The sequence below is a fragment of the Enterococcus rivorum genome (assembly GCF_001742285.1).
Classification (GTDB): Bacteria; Bacillota; Bacilli; order Lactobacillales; family Enterococcaceae; genus Enterococcus_L; species Enterococcus_L rivorum.
Genome location: NZ_MIEK01000014.1, coordinates 44577 through 64703, shown reverse-complemented (window position 1 = coordinate 64703; position 20127 = coordinate 44577). Strand labels below are relative to the sequence as shown.

The window sequence follows — 20127 nt, the reverse complement described above, 5'->3', positions numbered from 1 at the left end:
GTGGATCAAGCGTTTGTGTCCGCTGTTGCTTCTAAAAGAAACCATATTCCCAGAAAATCACTAAACTACAAAACACCCTTGGAAGTATTTATGAAATACATGGATGATGACACTTTGTCCAGCATAATTTGACAAATGAGAAATATTAAGCGAGTGTTCTACGAACACAAGGAGCGATACGGCTCTCCAAGAATCGCTCAACAACTTTACGATGAAGGAATCGAAACCAATAAACGTGTTGTGGCGGTCCTTATGCGTGGAATAAATTTATGTGCAAAAGGATTTCATCGACGCAAATCTTCTTATGGTAGAGGAAAAGCAATCAAAGAAATAGCAAAAGAAAATTTATTGAATCGACAATTTGAACAGAGCCAAATCGATGCTGTTTGAGTGACAGATATTACTTACATTCCTTGCAATGAGGGTCTCCTCTATTTGTCCACCATATAGCAACTCGTATTCCACGTTTCTATATGGTGGATTCAAACATGAAAAAAGAAATTGTCATCCATCCATTACAAATTTATAAAGGAGAATTGCCTACAGTAATTCATTCCAATAGAGGCAGCCGATATCGGTCTCTTAGCTATCAAGAGCTGTTGACCGACCACCACATAACATATTCAATGAGCCAACCTGGGACTCCTGTTGACAATGCGGTAATCGAATCGTTTCATCGATCGATCAAACGAGAATTAATCGAACCCAACAAGCATAAAAGTAAAATAGAGATGAAGGTGTTGATTCAAGATTATTTAGAAAACTACTATCCATACAAAATTTATGATGACTCCTTGACAATTTGAAGCGAAGAAAATAAGTAATCTAACCGAGAGAGTGTAAAATAAACTATGTAAGTAGCTAATTCTAGATAAGCTGCTTATACAGTTTTTCTTTTCTTGTAAAGGAAATTCAGATAAACTATAAATGAAAGGATGCGAGAATATGGCAAGACAGAAAAGAGATCCTAAAACTGTTGAATTAGCGAAAACCATTCTAGAAAGCTACAATCCTGAAAATGTTGGTGACATACAAGAGGCTCTAAAAGATATTTTTGGTCCCCTGTTTGAACAAATGCTTCAAGGTGAAATGACCCATCATTTAGGCTATGATAGTCACTAAAAACAAGAGAAAGAAACAAACAATCGAAGAAATGGATTCGGCTCTAAGAAAGTAAAAACAAGCTTTGGAGAAGTCCCTATTGATGTACCTAGAGACAGAGAAGCCACATTTGAACCAGAACTTATCAAAAAACGCGAGCGTGATGTTTCGGCTATTGAATCAAAGGTTTTATCCATGTATGCCAGAGGCATGTCTCAAAGAGATATTGCTCATACCATTGATGATATTTATGGATTCTCCATTTCTCACGAAATGATTTCTACAATCACTGATTCTGTTCTTCCAGAACTGGAGGAATGGCAAAATCGTCCTTTAGCGAAGTGCTATGCCTTTGTCTTTGTGGATTGTATGTATGTGACGTTAAGAGAAAATTATGAAGTGAAAGAATACGCTGTCTATACGATTCTTGGGTATGATTTAAAAGGAAAAAAAGGTATTTTAGGGTTGTGGCTGAATGAAACCGAGAGTAAAAACCGTTGGATGCAGATTTTTGATGAATTGAAATCTCGCGGTGTACAGGATATTTTCTTTATGTCTATGGATGGTGTTTCTGGTCTTGAAGATGGCGCAAAAGCTATTTTTCCAAAGGTGATTGTTCAGCGCTGTATCGTCCATTTAGTGCGCAATGCGCTCCGATATGTTCCTTATAAAGATTACAAGGAATTTTCTCGAGACATGAAACAGTTTTATGGTGCGCTTCGTTAAAAGCTTGTCAGAGTGCTTTTGATGCCTTTCAAAAACATTGGTCTCACTACTCTGGTGCAGTAGAGGTTTGGAAACGGAATTTTTCTCACGTGGAACAACTTTATGATTATGGTAGCGCAGTGCGTAAAATGATGTACACAACAAATGCCGTTGAAAGTATTCATTCCAGCTTTAGAAAAGTAACTAAAAAAGGCGCATTTCCAAATGAAACCGCCCTTTTAAAGCTTCTTTATCTAAGAGTAACAGAATTAGAAAAGAAATGGAAAGCTGGGTTTATTCCTAATTGGCCGATGGTCTTAAATCAATTAATGGCTAATGAACAGTTTTCAGAGCGCATCAACACCTATAGTTTATATATTTCCTAGTCCCTGTTGTATCAAAAAAAGAACATCAAATTTTCCTTTTTGGTAAGGTTTCTTTCTTATACCCTTTTAGCCGAAGGTTATTTAGGAATGGTCTAATGTTCTTTTTCGTTCTTAGATTTGTCAGTTACACACTTTGCTTGACACCGACTGTTAACTAAACTGTTGCAGGTCCCTCAATCTCCCAAGGATTTTGAGAGGCAGCATCCCTAAATTCTCATGACTCATTGTCTAATTTTTTTACAAGTCCACTAAATTCTCTTAACTCATTGTTTAATTTTTCTTGACAAGTCCAACTTTCACTCTTAAAAAAGTCTAACTTAGGGTTCTCACTTCAGTTTTTAAATTTTTCAATCTCTCGCTAATTAAAACTTTTAGTTAAAGTGTTAGCAATTCTCTCGCTAGCTCTTCATCACAAATCAACACGTTAATTAGACGCCCACGAATTGCGCCTAGTACTGCTTTCGCTCTTTCTTTAGAAGCCACTGCACCGATACTAATTGGTGTATTACGTAAGATATCTAATTCACCAGAAACTGGAAAACGATTTTTATACAAGACTTCATTCCCAGCAAGATCAAACGCTCGTCCCATCATAGTTCCAACTGCACCTTCTCCTCGCAAAGTAACTAGGTCTTCATTATCTAAAATGCCTGCCGCAACCAATGTATTGTGCTCTACTGCTAAGTTTCCAATCCCTCCGTAAGCAATCGTCATTTTCCGTCCTAATTTGACAATTTCTTCAATTTGAGGCTGCCTAAACAACGCAACTTGCAACTCTTTTGAGTCTACATAGGCTGGGGCATTAAAGAATTCATATTTGCCACCTAATTTTTGTCCTAATTCATAAACGAGCTCATTACCATCTTTGCCACTTCCCTCTGAACCTAAGCTTCCATTTAATTGAATGGCCAAAGAGTTTTTCAATTGACTTTGGGCAAAGTGATCTACCAAAACTTCTACTGCTTTTCCCCATGAAATGCCTAAAATGACTGTATCGTGAATGATTCCTTCTAGGTAGTCTGCTGCGGCTTTACCGATATTTTCCATATTGTATTTGTATTCTTCCAAATCTTTGACGACAATAATTTCTTTTAATTCAAATTTTTTCCGTAATTCCAAAGCCAAGCCGTTGTTTCTTTGAAAAGGAGCTTCAATCGAAATTTTGACAATCCCTTCTTCTCTAGCTTCTTCCAACAACCTTGAAATAGAGGGCCTAGAGACGCCGATTATTTTTGCAATTTCATTTTGATTCATTCCTTCAACATAATACAGTTCAGCTACCTTCAACAATAAAGACACGTTACTAGCCACTTTTTACTCACTCCTCCACAAACAAATGACTGTCTCGACTACTTCCCATAGCTTGGTATTTTTTCCAACATTTCAGCCATCTGCTCTTTATTTAAAAGTACGGGTTCTCCCACGCATTTTGCTCGATAATAGTATTCAGAACAATGTTCCACCGTTTCCGCCACTAAAAAAGCTTCCGCTACATCATTGCCAATCGCTAACATGCCATGATTCGCTAATAAACAAGCCTTTTTGTCTGCTATTGCTGTAAACGCATTTTCCGCTAACTCCTTTGTACCATAGGTTGCATACTCTGCACAACTTATTTCTCCACCAGCAACAGCTAATAAATAATTTGCAGGAGGCAAAGACCATTTTAAGGTGGCTAATGTCGTACAAAAAACCGAATGTGTGTGAACGACTGAACGGATATCCGGTCTTCTTTCATAAAAAATCCGGTGCATCTCACTTTCACTGGAAGGTTTTCCAGCTCCTTCCAACTGCGCGCCAGACAACTCAATCACAGCTACATCTTCTGGTTCTATCGAAAAATAATCCATTCCACTTGGGCTAATCGCCAATAATTTTCGCTCTGGACAATAGATACTAATGTTTCCACCCGTTCCTCTTGTTAACCCCGAAGTAATCAATCGCTTGCCATAGTCAACAACCAATTCCCGTTCTTTTCTCAATAGCATACTCGTTTCTCCCTTCTATTTTAATCTGAATCTTCCAAATGGACAATTCCGTCTTTTCTACAATTGAAGACAGCCTCCATTATTGGTGATACAAAAATCTTGACTCGGCAGTTCAAGTTCTTGAATAATCCCTTGAATTCCAAAAAAGGGCTGCCTGAAGCTAAGACAACTTCGGCCCCCTACTGTTGAATTTTTTTGATACTAGCGCAAACTTTTTCCGTCACTCGTCCTTTTGAGTTAAGTAACGTTCCATCTAGATCAATGGCTAAAAGCTTCATTTTACCCACCTCACTAGTTAATCGAAACTTAAAGAGCAGAACAAAACTGATTAGGTTTCGCCCCACTCTTCTTGTCTTATGTTTTATTCCTGTTATTTCCCTTGCTCTTTCAATGCTTTTAGCGCCGCTTCTAAAAATGTTTCTTCATCCATTCCAGTCAGGACACCAACAGAATTAATTTGTGGGATCCCCGGAGCATCTGCAGCATCAATCGGACTTGTAAAAGCAATTAAATCAATATCGCCATTCGCTACTGCTCCCTTTACCATTCCAGGGCTTACTTCCTCAATCGTTACTTCATAATCATGCTCTTCCAATAATTCGACAATTCTTTCCCCAACCATGGCTGAGCTAACTGTTCCTGAACCACATACAGATAAGACTTTGATTTGTTTCATGCTGCTTCATTCCTTCCAATTTTAGTCATAAGTAATATTTTTTACAACATCCAGTACTTCTGCTTTGCTTTTTGCTTGGTAAATGTTCGTTAAGTTTTCTTTCGCTTGGAAAAAACCCATTAATTGACGTAACAAGGCTAATTGCTTTTTGGGATGTTCCATCGCTAAAGGGAAAAATAACTGACAATCTAACTTCAGCTCTGGACTTCCCATCATACTCACTTCTATCGGTTTTTTCGTCACAATAACACCAACACTTGGCCGTAAAATATGCTCCGAATCGGTATGAGGAATCGCGATGTTGTAGCCATTTCCTGGCAATCCCGTTGGGTAAATTTTTTCCCGCTGAATTACAGCCTCGGTATAGGTTGCTTTGGCAATACCATTTTTAATAAATTGTTCGCCAATTAACTGGATTACCTCTTCAAATGTTTCAACTTCGGCCTCTAAAAAAATACAATTTTCTTCTACTAAGCTCCCCTGATTCAAATCATTCACTTCCTTCTAAAGGTATTTCTTGATTTGGTTGTAACACAACTTTAATTTCCGAACCTGCAATCGCTGCTTCAAAGGCTTCTTCCCAACGATCCAAAGGTAAAATCAAGGTAATCAATTTTCGGGCATCGATTTTTTTCTGCGTCATTAGATCTAACGTAATTTCCCACGTAGAAGGTTTTTGAGAGCGAGAGCCAATCACGTTGATTTCCCTTTGTACAATCGAATTTAAATCTAGTAAATTATCATTTTTAGCAAAAACACCCATTTGAATCAACGTTCCTTTTTGTTTTAAATAGTCGAAAGCGTGAACAACAGCTGGTGCTGCCCCAGAGCATTCAAAGCAATAGTCAGCCCCGTTTCCTTCAGTCAGACTTTTAATTTTTGTCACTGGATCTTCTTTTTGTGTGTCGATAATGTCGTCTACACCAAGTTCTAACGCAGTATTTAATCGTTCTTGATCTTGTGTAATTCCTAATAAAATGACTGTTGCTCCTAATCCTTTTAACACTTGTGATAAGCAAAGACCAATTGGACCTGGGCCGATAATCACAGCCGTTTCTCCAGTTTTCACCTGTACTTTTTCTATCGAGGCATGAACACCACAAGCGATTGGCTCCGTAATGGATGCTTCTAATAAAGTAATTTGGTCATTCAATAAATGAACACTTTCTTCTCTTGAAAGAACATATTCCGCAAAACTACCATTGACCTGGGAACCTAATCCTTGTCTTTTTAAGCAAAGATTGTATTCTTTCTTTTGACAATTTTCGCACTCTCCACAAGTAGAAAAAGTCGTTTCACTGGTAACAAGATCACCTACCTTAACCTCAGTCACATTCTCCCCAACAGACTCTACAATCCCTGAAAACTCATGGCCTAAAACAAGCGGCATCTTCAAGCGATCATATTCTCCTTTGAACCCATGAATATCTGTCCCACAAATCCCCGTATAAATCACTTTTATTAACACTTCATCTGCCACAGGAACGGGTGTGGGAATTTCTTTTAATACCATTTTATTATAGCCGGGTTCTGTTTTCACTAGTGCCTTCATTCTTTCACCTTCCTACTTTCACTTGTCTAAAAAACTTCTAGCTCTATGCATTTTCTAAATAAGTCCAAACTCGTTCTTTGTTCTTTCTGAAAGCAAAATATAAAACGAAATACAACACAACAACGCCTGCAATAATAAAATAATTTTGTGATAAAAAGGCCAAGAAAAGTAATCCCATTGTCGGATTGTTTAAAATACCAAAACTTGTAATCATCATCGCTCCTTCTGGAATCGAAACCCCCACTTGCATGGCTACCTCTGTAAAGTATGGTGCTGTAAAAGTACACATATACAAGCCAAATGAGAACCAAATCATCCCTGAAATAATGCCTTTAAATACATTTCCTTTTGACACACAAATAATCATTTCTACCATGTAAGGCAGTGCAATTAAATCTACTAAGGGCAACGTCTTATTCCCTGGAAGAATCATCGCCAAAACAACCATGATTGGAATTAAAATTAAACCGGTGATTAATGTTGCAGGCTCTCCATAACCAACAGCATCATTTACAGATAATTTCCATTCGCGTCCACTATCCGATGATCCTTTAGCGGTCTTTTTACTTGCTTGAGTTAAACTAGTAAATGCAGAAGCAAAAATTCCTGCGACTTTCGGGAAAACAGCCATTACCGCTGCGGTTGCTAATCCTACAGCAAAAACGGTGCCCCAGCCTTCTAAAGTGCCTAGGTTAGATAAATTTCCTAAAACCCCAATTAGCAGCCCCAATACTAACCCTAACGTTACCGGTTCTCCTAAAAAGCCCATTTTTTTCTTTAACGCTTGTGGTTCCCAATTTACTTTATCTGCTCCAAGCTTGTTCAAAATCCAGTTCATTAAAATAGCATACCAAACACTTCCTACGTGGTGAGGAGCAGTTAGTGTTGTTCCTGGCAATTGATAATAATTTTCCCAACGACGAGAAATCACTTCCCCAAACAACAGTACATAAAGATTTTGAACAATCATACAAGCCATCGCCAATACCATGTTATTAGTAATCAAATATAGCATTGAGCCCCAAACCATGAAAGAATAGTTATTCCACATGTCACTTGGCATAAAAACATCGGTCCATTTTAGTAAAAACAAGCCGACTTGTAATGCCAACCCAACAACTAAAAAGATCACTCCTACCTGAGTTGAATACGCAATAACTGATGTCGCCTGCCAACCAGTATCCAAAATTGGCAAGTTGATTCCCGTTTGTTCAACCATGTTGTTAATTACTGGAGTAATGATCGGTACAAAGGAATTGATAATCAAGTTAAACCCAGTTAACCCTACTCCAGCATTCAGTGCAGATTGAAACGCTTTCTTTGGGGGAACTTTTAAAAACAATGCCACAATGAACAACATAATTGGTACAACCACTGCCGCCCCAAAAGAATTCAAAACATTTTGCAATACTTCCAACATTTAACTTCCTCCTCCATGAACATTTGTTCAATAATTTAAACTAAATAAATTATTACACGCTAGAAAAGCAAAGTCAACAACAAAATGAAATCGATTACAATTCTTTGTTCCATTCTATTTAAAAGAAAATAAACATCATAAAAAGAAAAATAATTCAATAATCTACTCTGACTATTTTTCCAAAAAAAGAAGAATTCTTATTGACATATGTTCTTTTTGATGAAATAATGTGCACATATTAAGAACGGAGGTTATTGCAGAATGTTGGAAAGTTTAAAGAAAGAGGTTTGTAAAAACAACCTTGCTTTACCTAAAAATGGATTGGTTCTCTGGACTAGCGGAAATGTCAGCGCTCGGGATAAAGACACTGGCTTAATAGTAATCAAACCTAGCGGGATTCAATTTGATGATTTAACACCAGAAAAAATGATTGTCGTTAATTTAGAAGGGGAAGTTATTGAAGGAAATTTAACCCCCTCAGTCGACACCGAATCTCATCTATACGTATATCAACATTGTCCTGAAGTGTTTGGCATAACCCATACGCACTCGCCCTATGCGACTTGCTTTTCAATCTTAGGGGAACCCATGTCTATTTATACTACTACTTCTGCCGCTGTTTTTGGAAGCGCTATTCCTATTTCTAAAATCGCTGCAGTTGGAGAAAAAGCAATTGGAGCCGAAATTGTTCGTTGTTATAAAGAAACAGCTTGTCCCGCAGTTCTCCTTAAAAACCATGGTATCTTCACCGTAGGAAAAAGTGCCACCGACTCATTGAAAGCCGCAGTAATTCTTGAAGAAACAGCACAAAGTGTTTATTTTGCAAAAGATTTGAATCCTCAACTAGAGCCTTTGGAACCAGAATATGTCAAAGAAGTTTATGATTTTTACCAAAATAATTATGGACAAAAGAAAACCAACTAACCCTATTGAAAGGAGTCCTATCTATGTCAAAAAAATATTCAAACGAAGAAATTCAATCCGCCGCAACAAACATTAGAAAACATGTTCTCCAACTTACGCTAGAAAGAAATGGCTGTTATCTATCCCAAGCCTGTTCTGTCGCTGAAATATTAGCAACTCTTTATATGCGTGTCTTAAACATTACCGAAAGTTCTGCACCTGCAATTCCTGAAGCATTTCCAGGAACCCCTTCAAAAGGCAATATGGACTATTTACAAGGAGCTGCCTATCACGGAAAATTAACCGCTCCTTATGATCGGTTTTTCATTTCTCCTGCTCATTATGCGGCACCCGTCTATGCTTCGCTAATCGAATGTGGACGACTAGCGCCTAACGCTTTAGAAAAATTCAATCGAGATGGCTATGCGATGGAAATGATTGGCGCCAATCATACGCCCGGCTTTGAAACTGCAGCGGGAACCTTAGCTCAAGCGATTAGCACTGCTGGTGGAACTGCCCATACTCGAAAAATAAGAAAAGAAGATGGAAATATTTATGTTTTAATGTCGGATGGTGAATTACAAGAAGGAGAACTATGGGAAGCCATTCAAGCAGCTGCTTTTTATAAACTAGACAATTTAATCCTGGTGGTAGATATCAACGGACAACAAGTCGAAGGAACGACTGAAAAAGTAATGGCTATCGAGCCTTTGGACAAGAAGTTTGAAGCCTTTGGTGCGAAAGTCGTTACCGTAGATGGTCATGACATCCCAGCAATTGAAGCTGCAGCGAAACAAGGAGAAAAAGATAAACCTCTCGTTATTCTTTGTTACACTAATCCAACACAAGGAATCCCTTTACTAGAAGAGCGAAGACCTAGCTTGCATTTCGTCCGCTTAAAAAAAGGAACAGAATACGATAAGTACTTGGACTTTTATAAAAACATGTAATGGATAAACGGAAGGAGAAATACAATGAAAATCGAATCTGGTGTACATTCAAAAAATATGATTAATTTTGCTAAAGAGCACGACGATGTGGTTGTTCTTTCTGCGGACCTAGGGAGTTCTTGCGAAATCAAAGACTTTGCGGAAGAGTTACCAGAAAAATACTTTTCAATGGGAATTGCCGAACAAAATATGCTTTCTTGGGCAGCTGGAATGGCTAAAGAAGGCTTGCATCCTTTTCTGCATACTTTTGCAGTCTTCTTATATCGCCGTCCATTAGATCAGTTGGAGATGTCGATTGCTTATCCTAACCTACCAGTCGCATTGTTAGGGTTCGTTCCTGGTATTACAACTCCAGGAGGCGTCACTCACCAATCCATCGAAGACATCGGGATTTTAAGAACCATCCCCAACATGTCGATCTTTGATTGTGGCGACGCAACGGATATTGATGCGGTTTTAAGAATCTGTAAAGAAGTAAACGGACCGATTTATGTGCGGATGCTTCGAGGAGAAATCCCTCGACTTTTCGATCCAAGCCAACCGACAGAGTTCAACAAAGGGCGCTTAATCAGCCAAGGAACAGATATCGCTTTATTTTCTAGTAGCATTTGTACGGAAGAAGCAATGCGAGCTACTCAATGGTTAGAAAAACAAGGGATTTCCGTCCAGCATGTTCATGTTACAACCTTAAAACCTTTTACAGACCCTTTAATAGTAGAAACTCTTAAAAAAGTAAAATATGGCGCTGTGACAATGGAAAATCATACTATTATCGGTGGATTAGGAACGGCTGTTGGCGAAGTCATTTTAGACAACCAATTAAATACAAGATTAGTCAAAGTCGGTATTAATGACGAATGGACGCATGGCGCTTCTAAGCCTTATTTAATGAAAAAATACAGTCTTGATGCCACCGCGCTAATTCGAGGAATTGAAAAATTATTGGATAGAAAGCTAGATTTAGACGAAAAAGAATTAGAAGAAATCCGCCTCGAAGACTATGATGCGGTATAAATATTGAAAGAGAGCGAACCAAAACTAAAAATTAGTTTCGGTTCGCTCTCTAACTCTAAATAAACAGTGAGAAAAATACAGCCGCTATACTTTGCTCCAATCTCATTCAGCCCTAAATAAGTTCTTGAAAGTCTTCGGCTTATTTCTAAAGGTTAGACACTATTCTGGCAACCTCTTTTTTCTCCATAAAAAAACGAAGACTCTACTCAATTAATCTTTTCTTCCGATAGACACCATTTTTCTTCAAATGATAATAAATTGTTGAAGCAGCGATCCCACATTGTTTAGAAATTTCATCCGTTGTAAGGTCTGTGTTGTGGTACATATCAATTGCTTCATTGACTTGATTCACTAATGGCGGTCGACCTAATGTGACCCCCTTCTTTTTGGCAGCAGTCAAGCCTGCCATGATGCGCTCTCGAATAAGTTCGGCTTCCATTTCAGCAAAAGCTCCCATAATAGTAAAGAAAAAACGACCCATTGGCGTGGAAGTATCAATATTGTTTTCAATACTAACAAAGTTTATATTTTGTTCATTAAACCGTTCTAATAAAACCAGTAATTGCTTCGTATTTCTAGCCAACCTATCTAACTTAAAAATCACAAAAGTATCTCCCGGTTGTAAAATAGCCATCGCTTTTTTCAATTCTGTGCGACAATTTTTACGTCCACTTTCATGCTCCTTAAAGATCATATCAACCCCATACTCCTGTAGCGCCTGCTCTTGAGAATCAAATTTTTGATACTGTGTACTCACACGCATATAGCCAATAGTCGTCATGAGAGTCTCCTCCTTTTTTATCAACCCACTTTAAAAACTTATTCCTTCCTTATTCTGCTGAATCAAAATAAATCGCATGATAGTATCCTCTTAATGCTAATAGCTCTTCATGTGTCCCTTCTTCCACAATTTCACCTTGATCCATTACTAAAATGCGGTCAAAGTGCCTAATCGTATTTAAACGATGAGCCACTACGATACAAGTAAAATCATACATTTTAAGACGATCCATAATAAAATTCTCAGAGATATTATCTAAAGAACTTGTTGGTTCATCCATCAACAACAAACTTGTTTCTTTTACCAAAGAACGTGCAATAGAAATTCGCTGCATTTGTCCACCCGACAAATTCATTCCTCCTTCTGAGATTTGAGTTTCTAATCCTAAAGGTAAATTCATAATGATTTCATCTACTCGTGAATCAAAGATTGCCTGTTCTACTCGCTCTGGCTTCGTATCCGACTGATTTAGCACAATATTTTCATAGAGGGAAGCATTGAAAATCGTTGGTTTCTGGTTAACAATACTCACTGATTTCTTCAAAGACTCTTCAGCAATCTCCTTCAAATCTATTCCGTTGAATCGAATAAAACCTGTCGTTGTGTCATATAATCCGGCTAGTAGTTTTAAAAGCGTACTTTTTCCAGAACCGCTTTTTCCTACAATGGCAACTTTTTCGCCCGCTTGAATAGAAAAAGAAACAGCATGTAAAATTTCATCTTCAAAATAACTGTATTTAAAAGACACATCTTCCACGTCCAACGAATGGATAGCTCCTAGTCTTTCACCACTGATTTCAAGTCTCGGATTCCCTTTCGCTTCTAAAATCTCATTCAACTTTCCGAAATAAGAACGTAAAAGTAAGAGCTCTGTGTAAGAGTCAAAAACAGTCACAACTGGGGCAATAAAAGCTCCTGCTAAAGCATTAAAACTAATAATCGCTCCCAAAGTAATCTGCCCTGTCGTTACTTGGAACAGGCCCGAGTAAATCAAAACAATCGGTAATATAAATTGGATTGACGTTTGAATTGTTCTAACCCATGTTGAAAAACGATTTTTTTCAGCTCGCAATTCAATTTGCTTTTTAAAATCAAGTCGCCATTTTTCATAAAATTGATGCTCTGATCCCGAAGATTTTACCGTTTCCATTCCTTCAAATAGCTCCACTAAAATTCTTTGAACTTTTGATTGCGCAATCAATTCTTTATTCGTGATACTTTGGACTCTCTTAGAATTCACTAGAGAAATCCCTCCCATCACAATAGCCCCGACGATCGCAATCAAGGTCAGCTTCACTGACAATTGAAACATCAAAATCAAATAGATAAAGACAAAGAAAAAGTCTACCGAAATAGCCAACATTCGTTGACTCATAATTTGTTGAATAATCACACTAAGATTTGCTCTGAAAATCAAATCCCCCGTCGAACGATTCACAAAAAAGCGCAACGGCAAACTTATAATCTTTTGCATAAATTTTTTCATCAACGTCAGATCAAAAAGATTTTCTAAAACAATCAATACTAATCCTCTCATTACTTGTAGTAGATAATAGCTGACAAACAAAACCACAATGACTAACGTAATTTTCCCAACATCTGTAACAGCTACAACCGGGTCATTGATAATCATTTCTGTTAACTTTGGAATTAAAATTGTCACAAGCTGAATCAATAGTGTAATAGCAACAAATAATAATACTTTCGATTTTTGGTTTGTTAAAATCTCTTTCAAAATTACCCAAGTCGCATTTTTCTTTTTTTGTCGCTGCGTAATCTCTACATCAATATCCGTCACTACTAACGCAATATTGGAAAAACTTTCCTCGAATTCTTTACGCTTTATTTTTTTTCGTCCAAAAGAAGGGTCTAAAATAATTACTTCGGTTGCCGTTATTTTTTCTACAACAACGTAATGACGTTCCTCCCAAAAACAAATAGTTGGTGCATTTTGTTCTTCCAAAATATCATACTCAAGAACTCGAATCGCCATCGTATTGATGCCTCTGTCAGCTAAAATTTGTTTCAAATTTGTCAAGGTATTGCCACCTTTAGGAACACCATAAACATCCCGTAAGTGGCTCAACGTCACATTGTCCTCATAATAATTTAAAACCATCGCCGTACAAGCTAACCCACATTCACTATGTTCACTTTGTTCAACAAAAGGTACTTTTTTTACCAAAATTACTGTCCTCCTTTTAGCTTGTTGGCAATTCCATTAGCAATAGATTCGCTGCTTTTTCTGGATCATATAACCTTAAAAGCTGGTGACCAATTCCTGCTAACCCAGTGAAAAGCCCTTGTTTCGGAATCGTTGGTAATCCTTCAAAGGTATACGTTCCAGCATTCACTTTTTCTTTCACCTTGTCGATTCGCCCTTGAATCTGTTCTTTCTGCTGTGGAGTCGCATAATCTGTTTGCCCAAAAGCAGTTAAAAATTCCAAATCACTAAAACTTCCGTGGCATAAACAATCATTTATTTTTTCTTGTCCTAATAACCGCTTAGCAGCCACTTGAATCTCATTTATCAACTGTTCATCTTTAAACCCACTAAGCACAAGATCTAAATAGGCCATCCCAATTCCCGTCGCTCCGTAACACCATAAATCGTTTATCATTGGCGGATTCATTCGTGTATCCAACCAACCTTGCTGTTGAGAATCAAATGTTGCTCTCTCTTTTGTCAAACACTGCTGAATTATTACTGCTGCCTCTTTTTTATCAGCCTCTTGCTTCAACACGCTATTTGCTGCATGAATGACTCCAGCATACCCGTGAGCAAAGCCGCCTTGATGTATTTCATGTACCTTAATATCCATTAAAAGTTGCTTAGCGAATGACAAATACTGCTCATTTTTAGTCACTTGATACAGATGAATAAACCCTTTTACAATCGAAGCTGTGCCACCATTCCAATCGTAACTCTCAACTGTATTAGCATCATATCTTTCCATGTAAGTCTTAGCAATGTTCTCAGCTGCCGTCAACAATCTAGAATCTCCAGAATAGCCAAAAGTAATTAGTAATGGATAGACAGCCGCAAAAGAACCATAAAAAGCTGAAATACTATCTACATACTCTGTTTCTAATTTTAAAACATGCGCCTGCGCCAGTTCATAAGGTTCTTTAAACCGCGCATCCTTTGTAGCAAAATATAATTCACTAAAGAATAAGTACATGCCTGTAATACCATCATAGAAATTTTCGTTCATGACATTCACGATATAATTATCCGCCGTTGTTTCTTCTACATCTTTCCATGCAATTGACTCTTCCCCTATAAAAGCTTTGGACAAAATAGCTTCCCCAACAGCAATTGCTCCCTCTAAAAACAGCTCTTCTTCTGATGGATTAATTACTTCTATTTTTTGTTCCTGTAAATCCATCGAGTGATAAAGTCCAAATGATGTTTTCAGATAGTCTAACTGCTCTTTTTCTTCCTCTATAGAAAAATTCACTAGTCGTTCTCTCTCAAGATCAATTGCTTTATCCTGATAAACGTTTGTCAGAATTTCTCCTTGGCTTGCCACTAAATCACATGTGTTGGTTGGATTAAAAAAGATTGGAACATCATGTTGCAGCATATCACGAACTTCGTAAGGAACAGGTTTAGCACTAGAATAGCCATGCATCCAAAGATTTTCAAACAATTTTTCCCGTTCAATGTAATCAACCATACAGCTTGGATGAGTGGAATAATCCAATAAATCACCATAGCTTTGAGTTGTCTTAATCACATTTCTTACCAAAACATTAGAAAAAATTTCTTTAGCTAAATCCGCCAATTCATTATTATGATGACGAGCAAAAGTTGAAAACTCTTTAAAACCAGCAATAATTTCGTCAATATATGGTACAAAATCAACTTTTTCTCCCTTGAATAGCGGAATATTTTCAGCAGCATCCGTAATATGTTCTTGATAGACAAATTGCATGTTATCAGAATCAAAATTAATCAGTTTCAACACTTTGTAAGGTAGCTTCTGCTCTCCACCACTTAATGCACTTAACTGAATTCCCTTAGATGCACCTTCCACATCCTCTTCTGCTTTCTCTTCAAATAAATAAATAGGAACCAAACCGCTCATCACGACAGATTCTCCATTGTTCTGCATCACCTTTACTAGCGCACTCTCCACATTTGGTAATGGGAAATGGTTTTGAATAATGGTTTCTAAATCAATTAAAACCGGGTATTTTCCGAAAGCTAAGACATTTTCCAAATGAAAATCATTGCCATTCAACAAATAAACTAACGCAATGGTGTGTCCAAATTGTCGATAATAATGAATGACTTCTTCTTCAGTTTGACAACTGGAATAACGAAGCCGTTCTTCAAAGGTGTAATTTTTTTCTACTATCTTGGTCGTTAAATAAAAATCAAACCGTGGCTCCAATTGCTTTATTTCCTGAACAAAATGATCAAACCTTTGCCCAATTGCTAAATTTTTTGGTTTAAATACCACCTCTATATCATTGCTGAAAGTCAAAATAGCCACTGATTTCCCTTTATCATGAGAATCACCGGCACCCATCTTTATCCCTTTTACTTCTACTGGTAATACCACTTGAAATATTTGCGCCAACTCTTCTTTACTTTCAACAATTGCCTGAAGCAATTCACGAAAATTTTCTAATTGAAACTCGATTGTTTCTGCACATAGACGCGCTAAAACAGGATAGTCACAAAAAAATTCGATGACATCACTTTTTTTATAAAAACGTCCAACTAAGAATTCTTGGAATCTCACTTTTTCATCCGCTGTTTCTGGAAACGACATCATTTCTTTTTTTTCATGTAAATCATAAACAAATGTCCGTAAACTGATATCCATAAACCGATTAATAATCTCACCAACAAATTCCGTAATCGCTTGCTCTTGTACATTTATTTCAGGAAATTCATTCAAAATTTTTCTGATGCTTAGATCGACATAATCGATATGTAATCTAAGTGCATAAGTGAAGTTAGCTGTCTCTTCTTTAAAAACATCTTCCGATAAGCGATCTTCTTCAGCAAAAATCTGTTGCGTCGTTTGAACCCAAGAGTCGTTTAAAATAGCCTCAAAAATAAAGGCCTGTTCCTCGACTGTTAATTTTTTTATAGCAAAATCAAATTCCTCTTTCGTTAACTGGAAATCAGCTAAGATATCTTGGAATCTTTCTTCCGTAACTGTCGTCGGTCTTTGACGCCATGTCGTATAATTTTCTAATTTGGAACGCTCTTCATTCAACATTTGATTAGAATAATACTTATTTAAAATAGCAAATCGTTGTTTAATCGATGTTCCTTTCGCTAAACTTTCAAGTCCCATAGTATACTCCTTTTAAGCACGTTTTATTTTATGTAAATGCAAATAACTCTAATATTAAAAATAAGGGAGGCTGGGACAAAACTAAAATAGTCTTGTTTCAGCCTCATAATTTCTGTCCCAACCTTATAACCCTATTTACTTTTAATTACCAACCACAACATCTGCTCGAATAGCAACTATAGCTGCATCTTGTAGAATAACAACTACGTGATGACGAAGATGATGAAGATGTCCACCAACTTCCACCAAAGAAACTACCTTGAACTTTGTTCATTTCTTCTGGCGTTAATTCTTCAAATGATTTTCCAACCTTTTTTTCAGCCTCTTTATTCATACACTTATCCTCCCTTCGTAATACAATGGATAGCAAATTGTACACTTTGCTATCATTTATTTAAAATAGAACTCTCAATAGTAACGAGGATTCTATTTCAAAACAAATAAAAATAAAATTACTTTTTTACATCTTTAACAATTTCACTACAGTCAATTTTTTATATTCAATTTCAAATACCGTCTCTCTTGGAAGGTTTAAAATATCCTGTTCAGCTAGATAATTCTCTTTGCTATATGTTTTTTTGACTGGAGCGATATTATACTCCCCTACAGGTAAATTCATACTAATTTGGCCTAATTCATCTGTTCTCACTAGATAAATTTCCCCATTATCCCCTGTAATTTCATATTCTATTCCTTCAGTCTTCAATTTAGAATCTGAACTTGAAACTAAAACCAAGACACGTCCTTCCCAAATCGGGTCATTATAATAGACTAATTCTTTCGTCTCATTTGCAACAATCGCTGTTGTTTGTATCGGCGTAAAGCTTATTTTGTAATCTATCGGTGCTTTCGTTTCTGTAACGGTTACTGTCCCAACCGGCAAATCAGTTAAAAGCACTTCTCCATTAGAATCTGTTACAACGTTATATACAGCGCCTTTAGAATCTACTACTTCAAACTCAGCGCCAGACAATCTTATTGTCGTAGGATCACCAATTCTATCATTGGCGTATTTAATAATTTTCAATGTGCCAGCTGGATTTTTTTTGTTAATAATTTCTAATAGTGCTACTCCATTTGGATCATCTTTTGAGATTGTCACATACTTCGGTGTACTATCTAAGATATAACCTGCTGGCGCTTTTGTTTCCACTACTTTGTAAGTGCCATATGGTAAATCAGCTAGTGACGCCATTCCATTTCCATCCGTTGTCACTGTCTTCACTAACTTATCTTTTGAATCATAAACGTCAAATTCAGCGCCAGATAAAAGCGTGCCAGACTCATCTTTTTTCGTAATTTCAAGTGTGCCTACTGCTTTTTTATTGACCACTGTTAAAACAACTTTGCCATTTGGATCATCTTTTGAAACCGTCACATACTTCGGTGTGCTATCTAAGATGTAACCTGCTGGCGCTTTCGTTTCCACTACTTTGTAAGTGCCATATGGTAAATCAGCTAGTGATGCTACTCCGTTTACATCTGTTGTCACTGTCTTCACTAATTTATCCGTCGAATCATAAACGTCAAATTCAGCGCCAGATAAAAGCGTGCCAGACTCATCTTTTTTCGTAATTTCAAGTGTGCCTACTGCTTTTTTATTGACCACTGTTAAAACAACTTTGCCATTTGGATCATCTTTTGAAACCGTCACATACTTCGGTGTGCTATCTAAGATGTAACCTGCTGGCGCTTTTGTTTCCACTACTTTGTAAGTGCCATATGGTAAATCAGCTAGCGATGCTACTCCGTTTACATCTGTTGTCACTGTCTTCACTAATTTATCCGTCGAATCATAAACGTCAAATTCAGCACCAGATAAAAGCGTACCAGCCTCATCTTTTTTTGTAATTTCAAGTGTGCCCACTGCTTTTTTATTGGTTACTGTTAATACAACATTTAAATTATCTTTTGAGATTGTCACATACTTCGGTGTACTATCTAAGATGTAACCTGCTGGCGCTTTTGTTTCCACTACTTTGTAAGTGCCATACGGTAAATCTGCTATGACAATGAGACCATTTGAATCGGTTGTCACTGTCTTCACTAATTTATTCGCTGAATCATAGATTTTAAACTCAGCTCCTGACAGTTTTACTCCCTGCTCATCTTTCTTAAGTATCCACAAATAGCCAGTAGCTTTTTTGTTGATTACTGTTAAAATAACGGTGCCATTTGGATTATCTTTAGAGACTGTTACATACTTAGGTGTACTATCCAAGACATAGCCCACTGGCGCTTTCGTTTCAATTACTTTATAAGTGCCATATGGTAAATTACTTAGTAAAACTAAACCGTTTGAATCGGTTGTCACAGTCTTCACTAATTTATCCGCTGAATCATAGACGTTAAACTCAGCGCCTGCAAGCTTCACGCCTTGTTCATCTTTCTTGCAAATCCCTAAAGTTCCAACAGCTTTTTTATTAAAAATAGTAATACAGGCTGTTCGGTTTAGAGATGATGCCGAAAGTGTAACATAACGCGGGGTTGAATCTAAAGCATACCCAGTAGGTGCTTTTTTCTCGATAATTTTATATGTACCATAAGGTATATTTCCTAGTGAAGCTATTCCATTCACATTGGTTGTAACCGTGCCCATAAATCGATTTGCTGAATCATACACATCAAAAACAGCCCCTGCTAAGACTTTTCCAGACTCATCTTTTTTAATTATTTGGATACAGCCTTTTTGAACAGGTATCGGCACATTACATTTAGATAAACAGATTATTTGACCTGAATAGCATAGGTTGATCTTTCTTCTAGTCGTTTCTAATTGATACCCTGCTGGTGCTCTTGTTTCTGCAATTGCATAATACCCTAGAGGTAATGTTGTTTGCGCGACACCATTATAATCAGTAGTAATGGCTTGAACGACCCTATTATATCGATCATAGATTGTAAACTGAGCTCCTGCTAACCTAGCTCCTGTGCGACTATCATATTTCGCAATCTTAACTTTTCCTTCACAAGGTCTCGGGAAAAATCTCGGCGTATATCTAGGATTTAAAACTGCTTTTTCTAGCCCAATTTTTGGCGTGTTTTGTTCACTACTTTCTGGTATAACCTCCCAAGAAGTATTTCCCTGCCCTACAGCGGATACTTCTGTAACACTATAATTCATTCCCCCGACCATAATTAAAAAAAAGGCTATCGGAAAAAATAGAAACTTCATTCTTTGTTTCATAAACTTAAATTCCCCCAACTACTTATTTTTTCATTTATTCCAAAAAACTAATAAGTAATAAACCATATATATAAAATCGGCATCTTAATCAACTCCTTTAGAAAGAACAATTCTCTCTTTTTGTTCTCTTCATTTTTCGCTATAAT

General features: G+C 37.1%; 17 protein-coding genes and 2 pseudogenes. 7 read left to right on the top strand and 12 right to left on the bottom strand.

What is annotated here, in order from left to right:
* From BCR26_RS17975 to BCR26_RS17965, 4 genes and pseudogenes are all read left to right on the top strand, one after another.
* Positions 1-132, top strand: a pseudogene (locus tag BCR26_RS17975) (IS30 family transposase); the annotation flags it as partial.
* A 3-nt stretch (positions 133-135) separates the two neighbouring features.
* Positions 136-390, top strand: coding sequence for an IS3 family transposase (locus BCR26_RS18285; RefSeq protein WP_139124899.1), 255 nt, complete (start codon positions 136-138; stop codon positions 388-390).
* A 98-nt stretch (positions 391-488) separates the two neighbouring features.
* Positions 489-806 carry an integrase core domain-containing protein gene (locus BCR26_RS18280; protein WP_169818865.1) on the top strand — a complete coding sequence of 106 codons (318 nt, stop codon included), beginning with the start codon at positions 489-491 and terminating at the stop codon, positions 804-806.
* 139 nt (positions 807-945) lie between these two features.
* A pseudogene (locus BCR26_RS17965) lies at positions 946-2192 on the top strand (IS256 family transposase).
* A 375-nt stretch (positions 2193-2567) separates the two neighbouring features.
* Here the strand turns inward: BCR26_RS17965 and BCR26_RS06715 are convergent.
* The 7 genes from BCR26_RS06715 to BCR26_RS06690 form a co-directional block, all read right to left on the bottom strand.
* The gene (locus BCR26_RS06715; RefSeq protein WP_069698212.1) at positions 2568-3503 is read right to left on the bottom strand and encodes a sugar-binding transcriptional regulator; all 936 of its coding nucleotides are present in this window, start codon (positions 3501-3503) and stop codon (positions 2568-2570) included.
* A gap of 38 nt (positions 3504-3541) precedes the next feature.
* Positions 3542-4180, bottom strand: a complete 639-nt coding sequence (locus BCR26_RS06710; RefSeq protein ID WP_069698211.1) for an L-fuculose-phosphate aldolase — start codon at positions 4178-4180, stop codon at positions 3542-3544.
* A gap of 179 nt (positions 4181-4359) precedes the next feature.
* Positions 4360-4458, bottom strand: a complete 99-nt coding sequence (locus BCR26_RS18275; RefSeq protein WP_139124898.1) for an HAD hydrolase family protein — start codon at positions 4456-4458, stop codon at positions 4360-4362.
* Between the two features lie 92 nt (positions 4459-4550).
* Positions 4551-4856: a PTS sugar transporter subunit IIB gene (locus BCR26_RS06705; protein WP_069698210.1), complete on the bottom strand. Its 306-nt coding sequence runs from the start codon at positions 4854-4856 to the stop codon at positions 4551-4553.
* A 21-nt stretch (positions 4857-4877) separates the two neighbouring features.
* Entirely contained in the window at positions 4878-5354 is a 477-nt protein-coding gene (locus tag BCR26_RS06700) for a PTS sugar transporter subunit IIA (protein WP_245676928.1), read from the bottom strand.
* Positions 5347-6408 (bottom strand): zinc-dependent alcohol dehydrogenase, encoded by a 1062-nt coding sequence (locus BCR26_RS06695; RefSeq protein WP_069698208.1) that lies wholly within the window; start codon positions 6406-6408, stop codon positions 5347-5349. Before BCR26_RS06695 ends, BCR26_RS06700 begins: the two co-directional genes overlap by 8 nt.
* Before the next feature lie 43 nt (positions 6409-6451).
* Complete coding sequence (locus tag BCR26_RS06690) at positions 6452-7828, bottom strand: PTS galactitol transporter subunit IIC (protein ID WP_069698207.1); 1377 nt, start codon at positions 7826-7828, stop codon at positions 6452-6454.
* A 261-nt stretch (positions 7829-8089) separates the two neighbouring features.
* Between BCR26_RS06690 and BCR26_RS06685 the strand changes: the two genes are divergently transcribed.
* From BCR26_RS06685 to BCR26_RS06675, 3 genes are read left to right on the top strand one after another with little or no spacing between them, the layout of a single operon-like run.
* Positions 8090-8752: an L-ribulose-5-phosphate 4-epimerase gene (locus BCR26_RS06685; protein WP_069698206.1), complete on the top strand. Its 663-nt coding sequence runs from the start codon at positions 8090-8092 to the stop codon at positions 8750-8752.
* A 23-nt stretch (positions 8753-8775) separates the two neighbouring features.
* Entirely contained in the window at positions 8776-9681 is a 906-nt protein-coding gene (locus BCR26_RS06680; protein WP_069698205.1) for a transketolase, read from the top strand.
* A gap of 24 nt (positions 9682-9705) precedes the next feature.
* Entirely contained in the window at positions 9706-10695 is a 990-nt protein-coding gene (locus tag BCR26_RS06675; RefSeq protein WP_069698204.1) for a transketolase family protein, read from the top strand.
* 202 nt (positions 10696-10897) lie between these two features.
* Here the strand turns inward: BCR26_RS06675 and BCR26_RS06670 are convergent, their stop codons facing one another.
* From BCR26_RS06670 to BCR26_RS06650, 5 genes are all read right to left on the bottom strand, one after another.
* Complete coding sequence (locus BCR26_RS06670) at positions 10898-11476, bottom strand: recombinase family protein (protein ID WP_069698203.1); 579 nt, start codon at positions 11474-11476, stop codon at positions 10898-10900.
* Between the two features lie 49 nt (positions 11477-11525).
* Complete coding sequence (locus tag BCR26_RS06665) at positions 11526-13661, bottom strand: peptidase domain-containing ABC transporter (protein ID WP_069698202.1); 2136 nt, start codon at positions 13659-13661, stop codon at positions 11526-11528.
* Positions 13662-13677: 16 nt separating this feature from the next.
* The gene (lanM, locus tag BCR26_RS06660) at positions 13678-16794 is read right to left on the bottom strand and encodes a type 2 lanthipeptide synthetase LanM (protein ID WP_069698201.1); all 3117 of its coding nucleotides are present in this window, start codon (positions 16792-16794) and stop codon (positions 13678-13680) included.
* A gap of 145 nt (positions 16795-16939) precedes the next feature.
* The gene (locus tag BCR26_RS06655; protein WP_069698200.1) at positions 16940-17128 is read right to left on the bottom strand and encodes a serine-rich class II lanthipeptide; all 189 of its coding nucleotides are present in this window, start codon (positions 17126-17128) and stop codon (positions 16940-16942) included.
* A gap of 126 nt (positions 17129-17254) precedes the next feature.
* Positions 17255-19981 (bottom strand): SpaA isopeptide-forming pilin-related protein, encoded by a 2727-nt coding sequence (locus BCR26_RS06650; RefSeq protein WP_069698199.1) that lies wholly within the window; start codon positions 19979-19981, stop codon positions 17255-17257.
* Positions 19982-20127: the final 146 nt, after the last annotated feature.